This window comes from Bifidobacterium sp. LH_419 (assembly GCF_056356955.1).
Map to the genome: position 1 here is coordinate 504,044 of NZ_JBKEVG010000001.1, position 16,703 is coordinate 520,746.

General features: G+C 68.5%; 17 protein-coding genes. 9 read left to right on the plus strand and 8 right to left on the minus strand.

Going from position 1 to position 16,703, the window contains the following annotated elements; genetic code table 11:
* Positions 1-150: 150 nt before the first annotated feature.
* A complete protein-coding gene (locus AC1AYX_RS02355; protein WP_476501976.1) occupies positions 151-1,131 on the plus strand; it encodes a universal stress protein in 981 nt (326 codons plus the stop codon).
* A 117-nt stretch (positions 1,132-1,248) separates the two neighbouring features.
* On the opposite strand, the gene AC1AYX_RS02360 is transcribed toward AC1AYX_RS02355, so the two are convergent.
* From AC1AYX_RS02360 to AC1AYX_RS02380, 5 genes are all read right to left on the minus strand, one after another.
* Positions 1,249-2,664, minus strand: a complete 1,416-nt coding sequence (locus tag AC1AYX_RS02360) for a DUF3027 domain-containing protein (protein WP_476501977.1) — start codon at positions 2,662-2,664, stop codon at positions 1,249-1,251.
* Positions 2,665-2,673: 9 nt separating this feature from the next.
* A complete protein-coding gene (locus AC1AYX_RS02365; RefSeq protein ID WP_476501978.1) occupies positions 2,674-3,063 on the minus strand; it encodes a cold-shock protein in 390 nt (129 codons plus the stop codon).
* 107 nt (positions 3,064-3,170) lie between these two features.
* On the minus strand, positions 3,171-4,973 hold the full coding sequence (locus AC1AYX_RS02370) for a sensor histidine kinase (RefSeq protein WP_476502042.1): 1,803 nt from the start codon (positions 4,971-4,973) through the stop codon (positions 3,171-3,173).
* 275 nt (positions 4,974-5,248) lie between these two features.
* Positions 5,249-5,980, minus strand: coding sequence for a response regulator transcription factor (locus tag AC1AYX_RS02375; protein WP_476501979.1), 732 nt, complete (start codon positions 5,978-5,980; stop codon positions 5,249-5,251).
* A gap of 94 nt (positions 5,981-6,074) precedes the next feature.
* A complete protein-coding gene (locus AC1AYX_RS02380) occupies positions 6,075-6,941 on the minus strand; it encodes a TPM domain-containing protein (RefSeq protein WP_476501980.1) in 867 nt (288 codons plus the stop codon).
* 138 nt (positions 6,942-7,079) lie between these two features.
* Between AC1AYX_RS02380 and AC1AYX_RS02385 the strand changes: the two genes are divergently transcribed.
* Complete coding sequence (locus AC1AYX_RS02385) at positions 7,080-7,370, plus strand: WXG100 family type VII secretion target (RefSeq protein WP_476501981.1); 291 nt, start codon at positions 7,080-7,082, stop codon at positions 7,368-7,370.
* 98 nt (positions 7,371-7,468) lie between these two features.
* Here AC1AYX_RS02385 and groL read toward each other — a convergent pair whose 3' ends face one another.
* The 3 genes from groL to AC1AYX_RS02400 all read right to left on the minus strand — a co-directional run bounded on the left by groL (position 7,469) and on the right by AC1AYX_RS02400 (position 10,500).
* A complete protein-coding gene (gene groL / locus AC1AYX_RS02390) occupies positions 7,469-9,094 on the minus strand; it encodes a chaperonin GroEL (RefSeq protein ID WP_476501982.1) in 1,626 nt (541 codons plus the stop codon).
* A 315-nt stretch (positions 9,095-9,409) separates the two neighbouring features.
* Positions 9,410-9,613, minus strand: coding sequence for a cold-shock protein (locus AC1AYX_RS02395; protein ID WP_034529900.1), 204 nt, complete (start codon positions 9,611-9,613; stop codon positions 9,410-9,412).
* A gap of 200 nt (positions 9,614-9,813) precedes the next feature.
* Positions 9,814-10,500 carry a LytR C-terminal domain-containing protein gene (locus AC1AYX_RS02400; RefSeq protein WP_476501983.1) on the minus strand — a complete coding sequence of 229 codons (687 nt, stop codon included), beginning with the start codon at positions 10,498-10,500 and terminating at the stop codon, positions 9,814-9,816.
* Between the two features lie 139 nt (positions 10,501-10,639).
* Here AC1AYX_RS02400 and AC1AYX_RS02405 point away from each other — a divergent pair, with 139 nt between their 5' ends.
* The 7 genes from AC1AYX_RS02405 (at position 10,640) to AC1AYX_RS02435 (ending at position 16,700) form a co-directional block, all read left to right on the plus strand.
* Positions 10,640-11,341, plus strand: a complete 702-nt coding sequence (locus AC1AYX_RS02405) for a uracil-DNA glycosylase (RefSeq protein WP_476501984.1) — start codon at positions 10,640-10,642, stop codon at positions 11,339-11,341.
* Positions 11,342-11,410: 69 nt separating this feature from the next.
* On the plus strand, positions 11,411-12,487 hold the full coding sequence (locus AC1AYX_RS02410; RefSeq protein ID WP_476501985.1) for an AAA family ATPase: 1,077 nt from the start codon (positions 11,411-11,413) through the stop codon (positions 12,485-12,487).
* Entirely contained in the window at positions 12,484-13,437 is a 954-nt protein-coding gene (locus tag AC1AYX_RS02415) for a DUF58 domain-containing protein (RefSeq protein ID WP_476501986.1), read from the plus strand. The genes AC1AYX_RS02410 and AC1AYX_RS02415 overlap by 4 nt, the downstream gene beginning before the upstream one ends.
* Complete coding sequence (locus AC1AYX_RS02420) at positions 13,434-14,006, plus strand: hypothetical protein (protein ID WP_476501987.1); 573 nt, start codon at positions 13,434-13,436, stop codon at positions 14,004-14,006. Before AC1AYX_RS02415 ends, AC1AYX_RS02420 begins: the two co-directional genes overlap by 4 nt.
* Positions 14,006-15,073 carry a VWA domain-containing protein gene (locus AC1AYX_RS02425; RefSeq protein WP_476501988.1) on the plus strand — a complete coding sequence of 356 codons (1,068 nt, stop codon included), beginning with the start codon at positions 14,006-14,008 and terminating at the stop codon, positions 15,071-15,073. The genes AC1AYX_RS02420 and AC1AYX_RS02425 overlap by 1 nt, the downstream gene beginning before the upstream one ends.
* The gene (locus tag AC1AYX_RS02430) at positions 15,070-16,101 is read left to right on the plus strand and encodes a VWA domain-containing protein (protein WP_476501989.1); all 1,032 of its coding nucleotides are present in this window, start codon (positions 15,070-15,072) and stop codon (positions 16,099-16,101) included. The genes AC1AYX_RS02425 and AC1AYX_RS02430 overlap by 4 nt, the downstream gene beginning before the upstream one ends.
* Positions 16,098-16,700 carry a DUF6466 family protein gene (locus AC1AYX_RS02435; RefSeq protein WP_476501990.1) on the plus strand — a complete coding sequence of 201 codons (603 nt, stop codon included), beginning with the start codon at positions 16,098-16,100 and terminating at the stop codon, positions 16,698-16,700. The genes AC1AYX_RS02430 and AC1AYX_RS02435 overlap by 4 nt, the downstream gene beginning before the upstream one ends.
* Positions 16,701-16,703 lie beyond the last annotated feature (3 nt).

Below are 16,703 nucleotides of genomic sequence, written 5' to 3' on the forward strand. Positions count from 1 at the left end.
TATTGTCCTTCCTCAATTGACACTGCCCCTCACTTTAGCGATTCGCGGTGACGTTTGCCCCGTTCCGTCCCGTATTTCCGCTCAGGACGTATGGAAGGCGATATGCTGGGACTTGGTGGATGTCCTTTACGTGATGACCAAGGGAGGTTCATGATGACCACATTCGATTTCCCGTATGATTCGACGGCCGACATCGTCGTCGGCGTGGATGGTTCCGACGAGTCGTTCGCGGCGCTCAAATGGGCGCTGCGCGAGGCGTCCCTGACCGGGCAGCGCGTGAACGCGGTGTTCGGCTGGACGCATTCGTGGGACATGGGCGCCGAGCCGGACAGCGAGGAGGCGTGGGCGAAGGTGCGCCGCGACATCGCCGCCCAGCTGCACGAATGGGTGGACGAGGCGTGCGCCGGCATCGACTTCGATCCCGAGCGTCTCAAGCTCACGTCGGTGAAGGCGTCCGGCACGACGGCGCTGCTCCAGATCGGCCGCGACGCGCAGCAGATCGTCGTGGGGCGCCGTTCGCTGGGCCGTGTGGCCCGCTGGTTCATGGGGTCGCTGTCCGCGTCGCTCGCGGAGGCGGCCGAGGTGCCGGTCACGGTGGTGCGCGTCGCCGGCGGCGAGGACGAGTCGGTGACCGACGACATCGCGAACGCCCTCTCCCCCGTCAAGGAGACCGTGCACTACGTGCCGAGCGAGGGCGTGGTCGAGGAGTCCCGCCGCCCGGTGGTCGTCGGCGTGGACGGTTCGGACACGTCGCGCCGCGCGCTCGCGTTCGCGATTCGCGAGGCGCAGGTGCATGACGCGCCGCTGCACGTGCTGTTCTGCTGGCAGTTGAAGGATCTGGGCGTGGTACCCGGCTACGAGCGCGCGGTCGCGCCGATCGAGGTGGGCCAGCGTCGCGCCGAGGAGCTGCTCGCCGGCCTGCTGGCCGACACCCCCGTCCCCGAGGGGGTGGAGGTCGAGTCGCACGCCTTCCACATCACCGCGTCGAAGGGTCTGGTGGCCGCGTCCCGGTACGCGAGCCATCTGGTGGTCGGTTCGCGCGGCCTGAGCGGCCTGGACGCGCACTTCCTCGGCTCGGTGTCGCGTCAGATCGTGAACTTCGCCGAGTGCACGGTCACCGTGGTCCACTGACGACCGGTCGTGGGCGTACCCCGCGGTGCGGCCGTGCCGCGGGATACGACGAGGGGCGGGAAGCGATGCGTTCGCTTCCCGCCCCTCGTGCGTGATGCGCGTGTGGCGCGTGGCGCGTCACCGCGCGTCGTCGGCGTCGCCGTGTTCGGCTTCGTCCTCCGCGGTGTCCGCGTCCTGCCCGGACGCGTCGTCCGGTTCGGCGGATTCCTCCGTCGCGGATTCCGTGGTCCCGTCCGTGGCGTCGGCTTCGGTCTCGTCCAAGCCATCACCGTCGTCTCCGGCCTCGTCGGCGTCGTTCTCGTCGATGCCGTCACCGTCGGTGCCGAGTTCGACGACCGCCTCGAGCTCCGGCGCGTCGGCCTCGACCGTGTTCTCCTCGATCTCGGGGGCGTCCGCGTCGATCTCGGTGTTCTCCTCGATGTCCTGTTCGGTGGCCTCGGCGGTCTCGTCGTCCGCCGCGATCGAGTCGACGGCGGACCCGTCCGCGGCGGCATCCGGCTCCGCGGCCCCGGCCGAATCCGGATGACCGGCGTCCGCGTCGCCCTCCTCCTGTTCGAGGATTTCGACCTGGGCGCGCTCCTCGCGCGGCTTCTGCGCGATGATGTCGATGTGCAGGTCGTCGAAGGCGGGCTTCGACTGCACCCACAGACGGCTCGGCTCCGGCGGGTCGATCTCCGAATGTTCGCCGCAGCCGTGGTCGAGGGAGACGACGCGGCCGTCGTCCGGGCTCCACTTGTTCGCGCATACGCCGAACAGCAGGTTCAGTTCGCCCTTCAGCGGGACGAAGAAGCCGCATGTCGAGCACAGGTGGCCGGACGCGGTCTTCGTGGACATGGCCTTCGGGCCGCGCGGGCCCTCGTACCAGCGTTTCGCGGTCTGCGCCCGGCCGAGCGGGGAGAGCACGTGGCGACGCGACAGGTCGAACTCCTCGACCGCCTCGTCCACGTCCTCGCGCGAGTCGTCCGCGCCGGTCTCACCGGTCCCGGAGCCGTCGGCGGCATCGGTCCGCGCGGATCCGGACGCGGCATCCGCATCATCGCCGGCCGTATCGTCGCCGGCCGCGCCGGTCTCGGCGGCATCCGCCGCGGTCGCTTCGGCGTCGTCCTTCACGGGTTCGGTCCTGCGGAAGCCGTCCTCGAGACGAGGATCGTCCGGATCGGTGCCGATCGAATCGGTGGGGGCCAGATCGGTCGGTTCCAGACGGTCCTTCCACGGGATCCACGGCGGCGGCATCAGCGCGTCGTCGGTGGGGATCAGCGAGGATTCGTTGACCGTCCACCGGTCCAGCTCCTCGTCGTGGTACAGCGTGACCGACCACTGCCATCCCTCATAGCCTTTGACGTGCGCGGCGACGCGGAAATCGGTCACGCCGTCGCCCAGATCGTGCGTCTCAACGACGTCGCCGACCTGCTCGGGCTCCTCGGCGACGGCGATCGCGACGGACCGCGCCAGCTCGCGCGGGTCGATGCGCGGCGCGGCGGGCGTGTCCTGCGGCGTCGCGTCCTGTTCGGGGGTCTGCGTGGTATCGGTCATGGAACGGTCTCAGTCCTCCACATCGAAATTATCGGCCACGGCGCGCAGCAGCGTGGCGAGTTTGCGGCTTTCCGCCGCGGAGGGATAACGGTGCCGGCGCAGCGTGTTGCCGGCGGCGTCGAGCATCTTGATGAGGTCCTCGCAGATGGCGGCCATGTCGTCCGGCTTCGGACGGGTGGCCTTCACGAGCGACGGCGTCGAGGCGATCGGGGTCACGCCCATCGCCTGGGGACCCTTGCGTCCTTCGACGACGGAATACTCGACCTTCGCGCCCTTGCGCAGCGTGGTGGCTCCGGTGGGCAGCGCGGCCGCGGGCAGGAACACGTCCCCGCCTTCATCACTGGTGATGAAGCCATACCCCTTGGCGGCATCGAACCAACGAACTCGACCGGTGGGCATCGTACACTCTCGCTTTCCTTGTCTCCAATCGTTAAGCCGATTCATTCTACCGCACTCCCCCGCCACACGCTCTCGGCGTAGGGCGGGGAGGGAGCGCGGCGGAACGGTCAACGGGAGAACCAGGAGCCGCGCTTCGCCTTGGCCGGCCTGTCCTTGGACTTCGATCCTCGCGGGGCCTTCCCCGCGGCCGCGCCGTCCGGATCCGCGGCCACGGGACCCGCGCCGGCGGCCGTGACCGGACCCACCGGCAGGACGATGGTGAACGTGAGGCCGCCGCCTTCGGTGGGCGTGGCGCAGATGAGCCCACGATGCGCCTTGACGACGGACTGCGCGATGGCGAGGCCGAGGCCGGTGCCGCCCTTCTCGCGGGCGCGGGACGGATCGGCGGTGTAGAACCGTTCGAAGATCTGCGCGCGCGACTCCTCGGGCACGCCGGGGCCGTGGTCCTCGAACCGCAGCACCGCGTAGTTCGTGCCGGTGTGCATCGAACGTCCCACTTCGACCGCGTCGAGGAAGCGGCGCATCGACTCGTCCGTCGAGGGCAGCATGGCGAGTGCGTCCGGCGTGATCGAGGCGGGCATGACGCCGAGTCCGACGCGCGCCGGCGAGTCGGCCGGCGTGTAGCGGTGGATGTTGCCGACGATGTTCGTCACCACCTGGCGCAGACGCGAGGCGTCGCCGGTGAGCGTGACCGGCGTCATGTCGCCGGCCTCAATGGCGAGCGCGGACGGATGGTCCAGATCGGCGGCGGGCGTGTACGCGACGGAGCCGCGCGTCACCTCGCGTTCGGGGTCGAGCGCGTGCAGGTCGTCGAGCGCGTCGGCGACCACGCCGGTGAGCGAGACGGTCTGCGTCATGTCGATGCCGCGCCCCTCGTCGAGGCGGGCGAGGGAGAGCAGGTCCTCGACGAGCACGGTCATGCGCTGGCTGGATTTCTCGATGTGGGCGATGGATTCGTCGGCGCGTTCCAGCGCGCCCGGCATGCCGCGCTGCATCGTGTACAGCTCGGCGTAGCCGTGGATGGCGGCGAGCGGGGTCCTGAGCTCATGGCTGGCGTCGGAGACGAAGCGTTTCATCTTCGCCGTCGTCTGCTCCTGTTCGTGGAAGCTTTTCTCGATGCGCGCGAGCATCGTGTTGAGCGAGACGGCGAGCGAGCCGAGCTCCGTGTTCTCGGGCGCCCATGGCACGCGCTGGGTGAGGTCTCCGGCGGCGATCTTCGCGGCGGTCTTCTCGATGCGCTTGAGCGGATCGAGCGTGCGCTGGATGATGAGCGCGGCGAGCGAGCCGCCGAGCAGCACGATGGCGATGCCGACGATCGCGCAGTATTTGGTGAGCGTGTCGATGATGTCGATCTGATCGGACAGCGACAGTCCGATGAACACGATGCCCCGGTAGCTGCCGTCGAGGCCGTACCACTGGTATGCGGCGACGCGCCACGGCGCGGCGGCCTGGTCGAGGGTCTTGCTGCTGGGCGTGGACGTCACGACGGCGGGGCCGCCGGGGGCGCCGCCCGTTTCGGACGGACTGTCGCCGGCATTGCCGTTGGAGCCGTTGGATCCATCGGCCCCGTCGGCGCCGGACGACGTCCCGTCGGATGCCGCGCCGGAGGAGTCGGACGACGACGTGCCGCCGGATGAACCCGATGAGCCCGACGAGGAGGCGGCGTTCATGCGCGCGACGGTGGTGACGATGGCGCCGGTGGTGTACGGCTGACCGAGCATGTCGTCGGTGATTTCGTCGTTGGACGGCAGGTCGGGGATGGTCACGACGCTGTCCTCGAGTATCGGGTACAGGCGCGTGTCGATCTGCCCGGTGAGTTTGCCGTCCTTGGCGTGGCGGATCTGGAGGAAGTAGGTGTTGAGGCCGTAGTTCTTCAGGTCGGAGTCCGTGAGCAGCGAGCTGCCGCGCATCACGAGTTCGCGCTGGGAGGTGATCTGCGAGTCGGTCTTCTCGAGCAGGTAGCTGCTGACCAGCTGACGGATGGACGCGGAGATGCCGACCGTGCCGACGATGAGCACGACGAGCGTGCAGGCGACGAGCTTGGCGCTCAGCGAGACGCGGTCGAGATGGTCGAGGAAGAAGCGCGGCACGCGCCGCCATCCCGTGGCCTTCGGCGGCTTCAGGAGGGCGGCGCGCGGCATGGCGGGGCCGGATCCGTTCTTCGGCGGGAACTGCGGCTGCACGATCATGACTTCGGTTCGCGGATCATGTAGCCGATGCCGCGCTTGGTCTCGATGAGCGGCGTGACCTTGTGCTTCTCGCCGTCCTCGCCTTCGACCATGACGCCGTCGACCTTCTTGCGCAGGTAGGAGATGTAGCTTTCGACGATGGCCGCGTCGCCGCCCCAGTCGTACTGCCACACGTGGTCGAGGATCTGCGCCTTGGACAGCACGCGTCCGGCGTTGTCCATGAGGTAGCGCAGCAGCTTGTATTCGGTGGGGCTCAGGTCCACGGTCTGGCCGGCGCGGGTCACGTCGTGGGAGTCCTCGTTGATCTCGAGGTCGCCGACGCGGATGATCGGATCGTCCTCCACCTGCTCGCGCGTGCGGCGCAGGATGGCGCGGATGCGGGCGACGACCTCCTCGAGGCTGAACGGCTTGGTCACGTAGTCGTCACCGCCGACGGTCAGGCCCATGACCTTGTCCTGCGTGTCGTCGCGCGCGGTGAGGAACAGCACGGGCGCGTCGATGCCCTCCTGCCGGATGCGGCGGGTCACGGTGAACCCGTCGATGTCCGGCAGCATGACGTCGAGCACGATGAGGTCGGGCTCGACCTTCTCGATGACCTCGATGGCCTCGGAACCGGAGGCGGCGGTGTTCACCTCGAACCCGGCGAAATGCAGGGAGGCGACCAGCAGTTCACGGATGGACGGCTCGTCGTCCACGACGACGATCGATGCTTCAATGGGCTTGCTCATGGCTCCCAGCATGACCCGCTTCTCTGTAGGTTTCCTGAAAGGCCTCTGTGGATTGCTGACGCGTCCGCGGTATGCCGGGCGCGGCCGGGCGGGTTCAGCGGCCGAACAGGCCGCGCTTGCGCTTGCGCGCCTCACGCAGTTCGCGCCGCGTCATCGGGCGTTCCGCCTCCGCAGGCGCCTCGGGCGCCGCGGATGCCGTGGATGCCGCGGTCTCCCCGGCCGCCGGTCCGGGAGCCGGTTCCGTCGTCGGTGTCGGTTCCGTCGTCGGTGTCGGTTCCGGCATCGGAGCGGAGGACTCCGCTTCCTCGGCACTCCCCTCGGTCTTCCCGGATTCCCCGGTCTTCCCGGATTCCCCGGCCGCGGCGTCCTTGCCGATCTCGCGGCGGCGGCGCACGATCACGGTGACGACGATGACGCCGACCAGCACGACGAGCACGAGTCCCATGACGATGACGCCGATCTTCATCGTGCCGGTGTTCGTGGAGGTCTGCTTCTGCTGCCTGATCTCGTCCATCATGGCGGTGGCCGACCCCGGCCAGTCCTGCGCCCCCTGTTTGGTGAGCGGCTTCATCGCGGCGTCGCTCAGCGCATCGATGGTCTTCTGGTTGTTGAGCCATTCGTCGGAGTTCTTGGAGACGCATACGACGAGGCTGCCGTCGCCGGAGGCCACGGCGAGCAGCACCGTGTTCGGCTCGGGGTCGGTGGATTCCAGCACCGTCGACGCCCATGCGGACTTGTCGCTGGTGCCGAAGGTGTCGATGTAGAGGAGGCGCACGTGCACGCCGGTCTCCTGCTCGGTGCGCTTCATCGCGTCGGACACGGCCGATTCGTTCTTGCCGAGCAGGTTCTGCGTGTCGGTGATGTCGTTGGTGGTGGTGGGGGCGTCCGCGGCGAGCGCCGCGGGGGTTATCCACATCGCGCACATCAGCGCCGCAAGCAGGCAGACAAGCCGTTTCACCATCGGCGACACGCCGTCACAGGGGGCTCCGACCACAGGGGCCGTTTTCTCGTTCCTCATTCGTGCAGACATCATAGACTCCACCTTAGCGACCGGTTGCGCCAACAGACAATCAATCCCCGGCAAGCAAAGGAGACAACGATGCCCCAATACCAGGTGGATTCCGAGAGGATCCAAGCTTCGAGCGCGGCCGTGCAGGCCTCGGTGAGCCAGATCAGGCAGGCCGTCGCCGGCATGTACGCGAACCTCAACGCGCTGCAGGACGCCTGGCGCGGCTCGGCGGCCACGCAGTTCACCTCGGTGGCCGAGCAGTGGCGCGCCGCCCAGCAGCAGATGGAGACGTCGCTGGAGTCAATCCAGAACACCCTGATGCAGGCCTCCACGCTCTACGCGGAGACCGAATCCCAGGCCACGCGCCTCTTCGCGCAGTGACCTTGGCAGGCATACGACGAAGGGACCCGGGCACATGGGCGAACCATGCGCTCGGGTCCCTTCAATCAGTCACCTGATGGAACCGATCGGCCTTCCGATCAGTAGCCCATGTCGGCGCCGGCGGCCGGGGCGGCCGGCTTCGGCTCCGGCTTGTTGGCGACGACGGCCTCGGTGGTCAGGAACAGGCCGGCGATGGAGGCGGCGTTCTGCAGGGCGGAACGGGTCACCTTGACCGGGTCGGTGACGCCGGCGGCCAGCAGGTCCTCGTAGGTGTCGGTGGCGGCGTTGAAGCCCTCGCCGTCCGGCAGGGAGCGGACCTTGTTGATCACGACGTCGCCGGAGACGCCGGCGTTCTCGGCGATCTGCTTGATCGGGGCCTCGATGGCGCGGAACACGATGGCGGCGCCGGTGGCCTCCTCGCCGGTCAGCGAGGTGACGGCCTCATCGGACTCGGCCTTCTTGGCGGCCTGGACGAGGGCCACGCCACCGCCGGGCAGCAGGCCTTCCTCGATGGCGGCCTTCGCGTTGCGCACGGCGTCCTCGATGCGGTGCTTGCGCTCCTTGGCCTCGACCTCGGTGGCCGCGCCGACCTTGATGACGGCGACGCCGCCGGCCAGCTTGGCGAGACGCTCCTGCAGCTTCTCGCGGTCGTAGTCGGAGTCGGTGTTCTCGATCTCGGCGCGGATCTGGGCCACGCGGGCGTCGATGTCCTCCTTGGAGCCGGCACCCTGGACGATGGTGGTCTCGTCCTTGGAGACGATGACCTTCTTGGCGTGGCCGAGCACGGAGACGTCGACGGAGTCGAGCTTGAGGCCGAGCTCGTCGGAGACGACCTGGGCGCCGGTCAGGATGGCCATGTCCTGGAGCATGGCCTTGCGGCGGTCGCCGAAGCCCGGGGCCTTGACGGCGCAGGACTTGAAGGTGCCGCGGATGTTGTTGAGGATGAGGGTCGGCAGCGCCTCGCCGTCGACGTCCTCGGCGATGATCAGCAGCGGCTTGCCGGTCTTCATGACCAGCTCGGCCACGTGGACGACGTCCTGCTGGCTGGACACCTTGCCGGAAGTCAGCAGGATGTACGGATCCTCGAGCACGGCGGTCTGGTCGTCGGCGTTGGTGACGAAGTACGGGGCGATGTAGCCCTTGTCGAAGCGCATGCCCTCGGTGAACTCGAGGTCCAGGCCGAAGCGGTTGTTGTCCTCGACGGTGACGACGCCGTCCTGGCCGACCTTGTCCAGGGCCTCGGCGATCTTCTCGCCGACTTCCGGATCGGCGGCGGAGATGGTGGCGGTCGCGGCGATCTGGTCCTTGGTCTCGACGTCCTTGGCGGCGGCGATGAGCTCCTTGACGATGACGTCGGAGGCCTTCTCGATGCCACGGCGCAGCGCGATCGGGTTGGAGCCGGCGACCACGTTCTTCAGGCCCTCATGCACGAGGGACTGGGCCAGCACGGTGGCGGTGGTGGTGCCGTCGCCCGCGACGTCGTCGGTCTTCTTGGCGACTTCCTTGACCAGCTCGGCGCCGATGCGCTCGTACGGATCCTCAAGGTCGATCTCCTTGGCGATGGAGACGCCGTCGTTGGTGATGGTCGGCGCGCCGTAGGTCTTGTCGAGCACGACGTTGCGGCCCTTCGGGCCCAGCGTGACCTTCACGGTGTTGGCGAGCTTGTCGAGGCCCTCCAGCATACCCTGACGGGCATCCTCATCATACGCAATGATCTTTGCCATGGTTGTGTTCATCCTCCAAATGGCTGGTGTACCGATATCCACCCGTATGGCCATCCGTGACCGCCGGCCGTCAGCCACCGGTTATCACTCCCGACCTCCGAGTGCTAACCATGAGATTAGCACTCCACCCCGTCGAGTGCCAACACGCTTCCATGCGATTGCGCTTTCGGCTTGACCGGCGGCCCCGTCGGCCCGTCCGGGCATGAAAAAAGCCCCGTCATACCGACCGGGGCAAACCTGAGGGGTCCGAATCCTCAACCTCACGAACCTAGGGATCTCATGGTGGGCGATGTCACGAAAGCCACATCGTGTCGTTCACAATTTGGTGACTTTGGTGGCCTGCATGCCTTTCGGGCCCTTCTCGGCCTCGTATTCGACCTTGTCGCCTTCATCGAGGGTCTTGAATCCCTCGCCCGAGATCACGGAATAATGGACGAACACGTCGTCACCGCCACCGTCCGGTGTGATGAAGCCGTACCCCTTGCCATTACTGAAAAACTTTACGGTTCCTTGCGCCATGTTGCACTTCCCTTAGCTGTGTGAGCTGTAATCTCTCCCGACACGGAGGGAATAAAGAACTACAACACCGCGCTCCCCCCGCCTCGCGACTAAAGGGACAGTATAGACGCGACCCATGTCAACGACAACAAGGCGGCCGGAAAAATGGAACGGAACATGGACGAGGACCCGACGGGGGCGGAACCGCGTCCACGATCCGGTCAGCTCATCAGTACGACGACGATCGAACCGCCGAGGCCGCTGGCCTGCTGCACGTTCGTGATGCCGAGCGTGGAGGCCACGTCGTCCGCGGTGGCCTTGTCCGCGTCGGACTCGTACCACACCACGGTGGCGGACGGCAGGGTGCCGGTCGGATTGGACGCGACGACGTTCGTGTATCCGGCGGAGGCGAGCACCGACTGCTTGGTGGCGGCGTAGCCCGAGACGCCGGTGCCGTTGATGACGGTCACGCCCTTGGTCTTGTCGGGCTGGGCGGCCTGCTGCTGCGCCTGCTGGTCGGCCTGCGCCTGCTGGTCGGCCGCGGCCGCCTCCTCGGCGGCCTTCTTCTCCTCGGCGGCCTTCTTCGCCGCCGCCTCCTCGGCCGCCTTCTTCTTGGCGGCGGCGGCCTTCTTCTTTGCCGCGGCCGCGGCCGAAGAGGAGGACGAAGACGACGAGGCGGACGAGGAGGAGGTCTGCGACCACGGCATCCTCACCTTGCCGAACTCGCCGGAGAAGACGCCCCACGCGCCGACGCCGCACAGCGCCGACACCAGGACGACCACGACGAACGGCGCGAACCGCGCCGCGGCCGAGCGCACGCCACGGTGCATGCCCGCCGGTCCCTTCGGCGGATTGTCGAACGCGTCCGGTTCGTAGGAATCGGCCTGGTCCTTCTCGCTTTTCGCCATGGTGCCTTGTCCTCCATTCGTCACACTACCCACCGAGTGTAACGGCATGACCGCCCGAACGGAACGCCCCACCGTGTCATGCCCACGCCATGCGCACATGGCCGCGGCGCGAGGCGGGATGCGGGTAGAGTGTGAAGCCATGAGCGAAATCAAACCGCTGAGCGAACTCGTCGAACCCGGCTGGGCGGCGGCTCTGGCCGACGTCGAGCCCACGATCCACCGCATGGGCGACTTCCTGCGCGAGGAGAACCGCGCCGGACGGCACTGGCTGCCGGCCGCGCACAACATCCTGCGGGCGTTCACGATCCCGTTCGATTCGATCAAGGTGCTGATCGTCGGACAGGACCCGTACCCCACGCCCGGCCACCCGGTGGGCCTGAGCTTCTGCGTGGCGCCGGACGTCCGCCCCCTGCCGAAGAGCCTGGCCAATATATATAAGGAGATGACCGACGACCTCGGCGTGCCCATGCCGTCCAACGGCGACCTGACGCCGTGGACGGAACGCGGCGTCCTGCTGCTCAACAGGTGCCTGACCGTGGGCGTCGGCAGGCCGAACTCGCATCAGGGCAAAGGCTGGGAGGAGGTCACCGAGGCGGCCATCCGCGCGCTGAACGCCCGCGTCGACCCGGAGACCGGCAAGCCGCGTCCGCTTGTCGCGATCCTGTGGGGCCGCAACGCGCAGACGCTCGAGCCGCTGCTCACCAACGCGGTCATCATCAAGTCCCCGCACCCCTCCCCGCTGTCCGCCTCGCGCGGCTTCTTCGGTTCTCATCCGTTCTCGCGCGCCAACCAGGCGCTCACGGCCATGGGGGCCGACCCGATCGACTGGCGTCTCGCCTGACCGCCGACGGCCGCGCATCCAGCCGATTGTCAGGATGCGCGGTCATCGCACGTGGTTAGAGTGGAACGCATGGCAATTTTCCCTCCGAATCCACAGATGCCCCCTCAACCCGCCGGCATGCGGGTCCCCGCGCCGGCGCCCACGGCCGCGAGCGCGATCGCCGCGGACGACGTGAAGCGGGCGGCGGCGCTGGCCGACCGCATCCGCGCGCGCTTCGCCCAGACGCTCGTCGGACAGGACAATCTGCGTGAATCGTTGATCCTCACCCTGGTGGCGGGCGGCCACATCCTCATCGAATCGGTGCCGGGCCTGGCCAAGACGACGGCCGCGCAGACGCTCGCGACCTCCGTGTCGGGCACGTTCAAGCGCGTGCAGTGCACGCCCGACCTCATGCCCTCCGATCTGGTGGGCACCCAGGTGTTCGACTTCGCCTCGCAGCGCTTCACCACGCAGATCGGCCCGATCCACGCGAACTTCGTGCTGCTCGACGAGATCAACCGTTCGAACGCGAAGACCCAGTCGGCGATGCTCGAGGCGATGGCCGAGGGCGCGACGACGATCGGCGGCGAGCGCATCGCCCTGCCGAAGCCGTTCATGGTGATCGCCACGCAGAACCCGGTCGAGGAGGAGGGCACGTTCACGCTGCCCGAAGCCCAGATGGACCGTTTCATGATGAAGGCCGTGATGACCTATCCGACGGCCGACGAGGAGCGCCGCATGCTGGCGCTGCTCACCCGCCGCGGCTCCGACGTGTTCGATCCGGCGCAGCTGCCGGCCGACCAGGTGTCGATCCGCGACGTGGAGTTCCTGCGCGCGGCGGCCCGTCGCGTGCACGTCTCCGACGCGATCATGCGGTATGCGGTCGATCTGGCGGCCACGTCGCGCGGCGCCGGCACGCACCCGATCCAGGGACTGGGCTCGCTGGTGAGGCTGGGGGCCTCGCCGCGCGCCTCGATCGCCCTGACGCGCATCGGCCAGGCGAACGCGCTGCTCAAGGGACGCGACTACGTGGTCCCGGAGGACGTGAAGTCGGTGGCGCACGAGGTGATGCGCCACCGCATCGTGCTCACGTTCGAGGCGCTGGCGGACGGCGTGACCGCCGACCAGGTCGTCGACCGCATCGTCAAGGCGGTCCCCGTTCCATGATCGGCACGCGAACCGACGATCCGATCAGGGCCAGGATTGAGGCGTTGGGCACGCGGCTGAGCCTGCCCACCGTGCGCAAGGCGCTGGGCGTGATCGAGGGCGAGCATGCGTCGCGGCGTCCGGGCGGCTCCGACGAGCTGATGGACGTGCGCGCCTACGAGCCCGGCGACGAGGCGCGTCTGATCGAATGGAAGACGAGCGCCCGCCAGGGCCGTCCGATGGTGGTCCGCCGCGAGCGTCAGGTGACCTCGCGCGTATGGATGCTGCTGGACGTGGGCCGCGAGATGACCGGGGCCTGCGAGTCGGGCGAACGCGCCTTCGAAGTGGCGGCGAACGCGCTGCGCATGTTCGCGGCCCTGTCGCTGCGCCGTTCCGACGACCTGTCGCTGGTGCTCTCCGACGCGGCCAGCATCACCCGTCTGCCGTTCAACGGCGGGTTCGCCCAGTTCGAGCGCACGCTCGACGAGTCGCTGGACCGCGGCTGGGACCATCCGCGCAACATCGACGCCCTGCTCGCCTATGCGAGACGCATCAAGGACCCCCACGCGCTGATCGTGCTCGCCACCGACGAGCACGCGCTGGCCGAGGGCCAGCTGAAGGCGCTGCGCCAGGTGGCGCGCACGCATCCGATCGTCCTCATCGACGTGGCCACCGTGAACCCGTTCTCCGCGGCCCGCACGGTGGGCGTGCTCGACGGCATGGGATCGCGGCGTCTGCCCGCGTTCCTCGCCGACGCGCGCGCCGCGGCCGAGGTGGACACGCACCGCGCCTACATGGCCGCCGCCCTGGAGCGCGAACTCAGGCGCGCGGACGGCCACATGATCCGCGCCGCATCCAGCGAGGCCATGTTCGACGCGTTCGTCCGCCTCGTCTCCCGCGCGCTGGCGGGCAACACGGCGAACCATCTGCGCGCCCCGGCCGGCCTCGCCCCGATGGGAGGTGCCGCATGAGCGCGGATCATCTGCTGAACGCGGCGGGAGCCGTCTCCCGCGTGACGCTCGCGGTGAAATCGGACGACCTGACGCCCGCGGGCCAGATCGACATGACCGGGCCGTTCATCGCCATGCTGGCGGCGTTCCTGCTGATCGCCGCCGCGCTCGTCGTATGCGTGGCGCTGCTCTCCCGACCGAGGAGGACCCGCGCCAAGTCGCGCCCGCGCGGCGCGCACAGCGCCGCCGGCGACAAGGCGGCGTGGCGCGCGCGCATCGACGACGTGGTGTCCCGGCACGCGGCCGGCGAACTCGACCGTGAGGACGCGTTCGCCGAACTGGCGGCGATCGCACGCGACTTCGCCTCCGAATCGACGGGCCGCGACCTGACCGCGCATACGCTGACGGACATCCGCACCGAGCCGCGCGACCCGTCCGTGCGCGGCGGGCTGGACCTGCTGCGCATGACGATCGCCGCGCTCTACCCGCCCGAATTCGCCGACGCCGCAGTCAACGCGCGCGCCCGCGAGGCGAACGTCGAGGAGGCTGCCGGGTGGGTGTCGAATCTCGTGGAAAGGTGGGGACGCTGATGCAGCTGTCATGGCAATGGCCGTGGGCCGCGCTCGCCGGCGCGCTCGCCGCGGCCGCGATCGTCATCCTGATCGTCGCGCTGTCGTCGCGCCGGCATCGGATGGACACGATCCGCGTGTTCACGCTGGACGACGACCTCAACACGGAACGCGCCTCGACGCTGTTCCGCAGGTGGCGCCGTCTGAACCGGTGCGCCGCCGCGCTCGTCGTCATCGCGCTCGCCGTCGCGATTGCGATGGTCGCGCGTCCGGCGACGGTGGACGTGAGCGAGGAGCGTTCGTCGAGCCGCGACATCGTCCTGTGCCTCGACGTGTCCGGCTCGACGCTGCCCTATGACCGCCAGGTGATCGACACGTACCGCGATCTGGTGGGCCATTTCGAGGGCGAGCGCATCGGCATGAGCATCTTCAACTCGACCTCGCGCACCGTGTTCCCGCTGACCGACGACTACGATCTGGTCGCCGAGCAGCTCGACGCCGCGTCGAAGGCGTTGAAGGGCGTCGAATCGCAGGACGACATCGACAAGATGAGCGATGCCGACTACCAGCGGATCGCCGACTGGCTGGAGGGCACGCAGAACCGCAAGGACACGACGTCGCTGATCGGCGACGGCGTGGTCTCCTGCGCGGCGATGCTGCCCGGATTCGCCTACGGCTCGTCCTCGTCCGACGACTCCGACGTCTCGCGCACGCGCGCCGCGTCGATTGTGCTCGCCACCGACAACGTGGTGTCCGGCACGCCGACGTACACGCTCGAGCAGGCGCTGGACCTGACGAAGAGCGCGAAGATCACGGTGGACGGCCTGTTCTCCGGTCCCAGCCAGAGCGAAGGCGAGGAGACGACCACGCGGATGAAGGACCTGATCGAATCGCATGGCGGCGTGTTTCTCACGCAGTCGAACGGCGCGAGCGTCGACGAGCTGGTGCGCGACATCGACGAGCGGCGTTCGGCGAAGAGCCGCAGCGCGAACCAGGCGGCGCTGGTGGACGATCCCGTATGGTTCGAGGCGGCGTTGGCCGTCGTGGTCGCGTTGTGGCTGCTCGTGGTCTGGAGGTTGAGGCGATGAATTCGGTATGGACGCTCTCCCCCGCGTTCGGATGGCCGGTCGGCGGCGCGATCGCGCTGGCGATGCTCGCGTTCGCCGTCGTCGGCGTCGTGCGTCACGCGCGGCACGCGGCCGGCGACGAGACGCTCGCCTCCTGCGTGCGGCGCGCGCTCATCTGCCTGCTCACGGGATTCGCCGTGCTCACCCCGTCCATGGTCTCGTCGACCACGTCGCGCGCCGTGAACGCGACGGACGTGGTGGTCGCCGTCGACGTGACCGGCTCGATGGCCGTCACGGACGCGCATTACGGCTCCGACGAGGCGATCACGCGTCTGGAGGCGGCGCACAGGGCGGTCGACGACCTGACGACGATGTACGCGGACTCCAGTTTCGCCGCGTTGCGCTTCGGCGCGTCCGGCACGCTCGACGTGCCGTTGACGCCCGACGCGCCGGCGATCCGCAGCTGGGCGAACACGCTCGCGCCGGAGGCGACGAGCGTGTCGTCCGGATCGTCGCTGGACGCGCCGCTCGACCAGCTGGTCACCACGCTGAAGCAGATCCGCGACCAACATCCGGATGATGCGGTCGTGCTGTACGTGATCACCGACGGCGAGCAGACCTCGTCGAAGGCGCGACGCACGTTCTCCTCGCTGCGCAGCTACCTCGACGACTCGTTCACCGTGGGCGTCGGCTCCACGGAGGGCGGCAACATCCCGAAGATCGCGGACGGCGTGTCCGCGGACGGCGACGCCGACTCCCAGGAGTGGGTCACCGATCCGGACACCGGCCAGCCGGGCGTGTCGAAGATGGACGAGGGCAATCTCAAGGACATCGCCGACGAGATGGGCGGCACCTACGCGAAGGTGGACGCCACGGACACGATGGCCACGGCGAAGTCGTCGAAGACCAGCAACAAGTGGAAGATGACGAACACGCGCAAGGAGCGCACGAGGGTGACGCCGGTCGTCTGGCCGGTCGCCATCGCCGTCGCGCTGCTGCTCGCTTGGGAGGCGGGCGCGCAGTTCGCACTGTCAAGGAGGCTCATATGAGCGTGAAGGCACGTGAACGGGCGCAGGACGCCGGGGATCCCAGACCGGCGGCGCGCGCGCCGATGGGCGTGCGCGTGCTGCTCGCCGTGCTGGCCGTGCTAGCCCTGTGCGCGGCGGGCGTGGCCGGCGTGAACCTCGTGGCGGTCATGCGCTACAACGAGGCGACCGCCGCGTTGAACGAGAACCTGAAGACGGCCGGCAAGTCCGACGTGGACCTCGACGCGTTGAGCGCGGGGCAGCAGCAGACCGACGCCCAGTTCGACGACGCCGGCGCGCTGTCGTTCCTGCTGTTCCCCTCGGTGAGGCAGTCGATCAGCCAGAACCGACAGGTGTCGAGGAAGCTCACGAGCCGCACCGTCAAGGAGGTCGCCAAGCTGAAGGGCGAATCCACGTCGGACACGGCGGCGGCCGGCTCGGGAACCGGCGCCGGCGCGTCGAGGAACGCGAAGAAGGGCGGCGGACTCACCGCCAAGCAGAAACGGCAGGTCGAGGAGCTGCTCAAGGCGAACCAGCAGTCCACGCCGTCGGATTCGACCACGAAGAACGACGACGGGACCAAGAAGGACACCGCCAAGACCCAGACCACCAAACCCTGGTAGCGC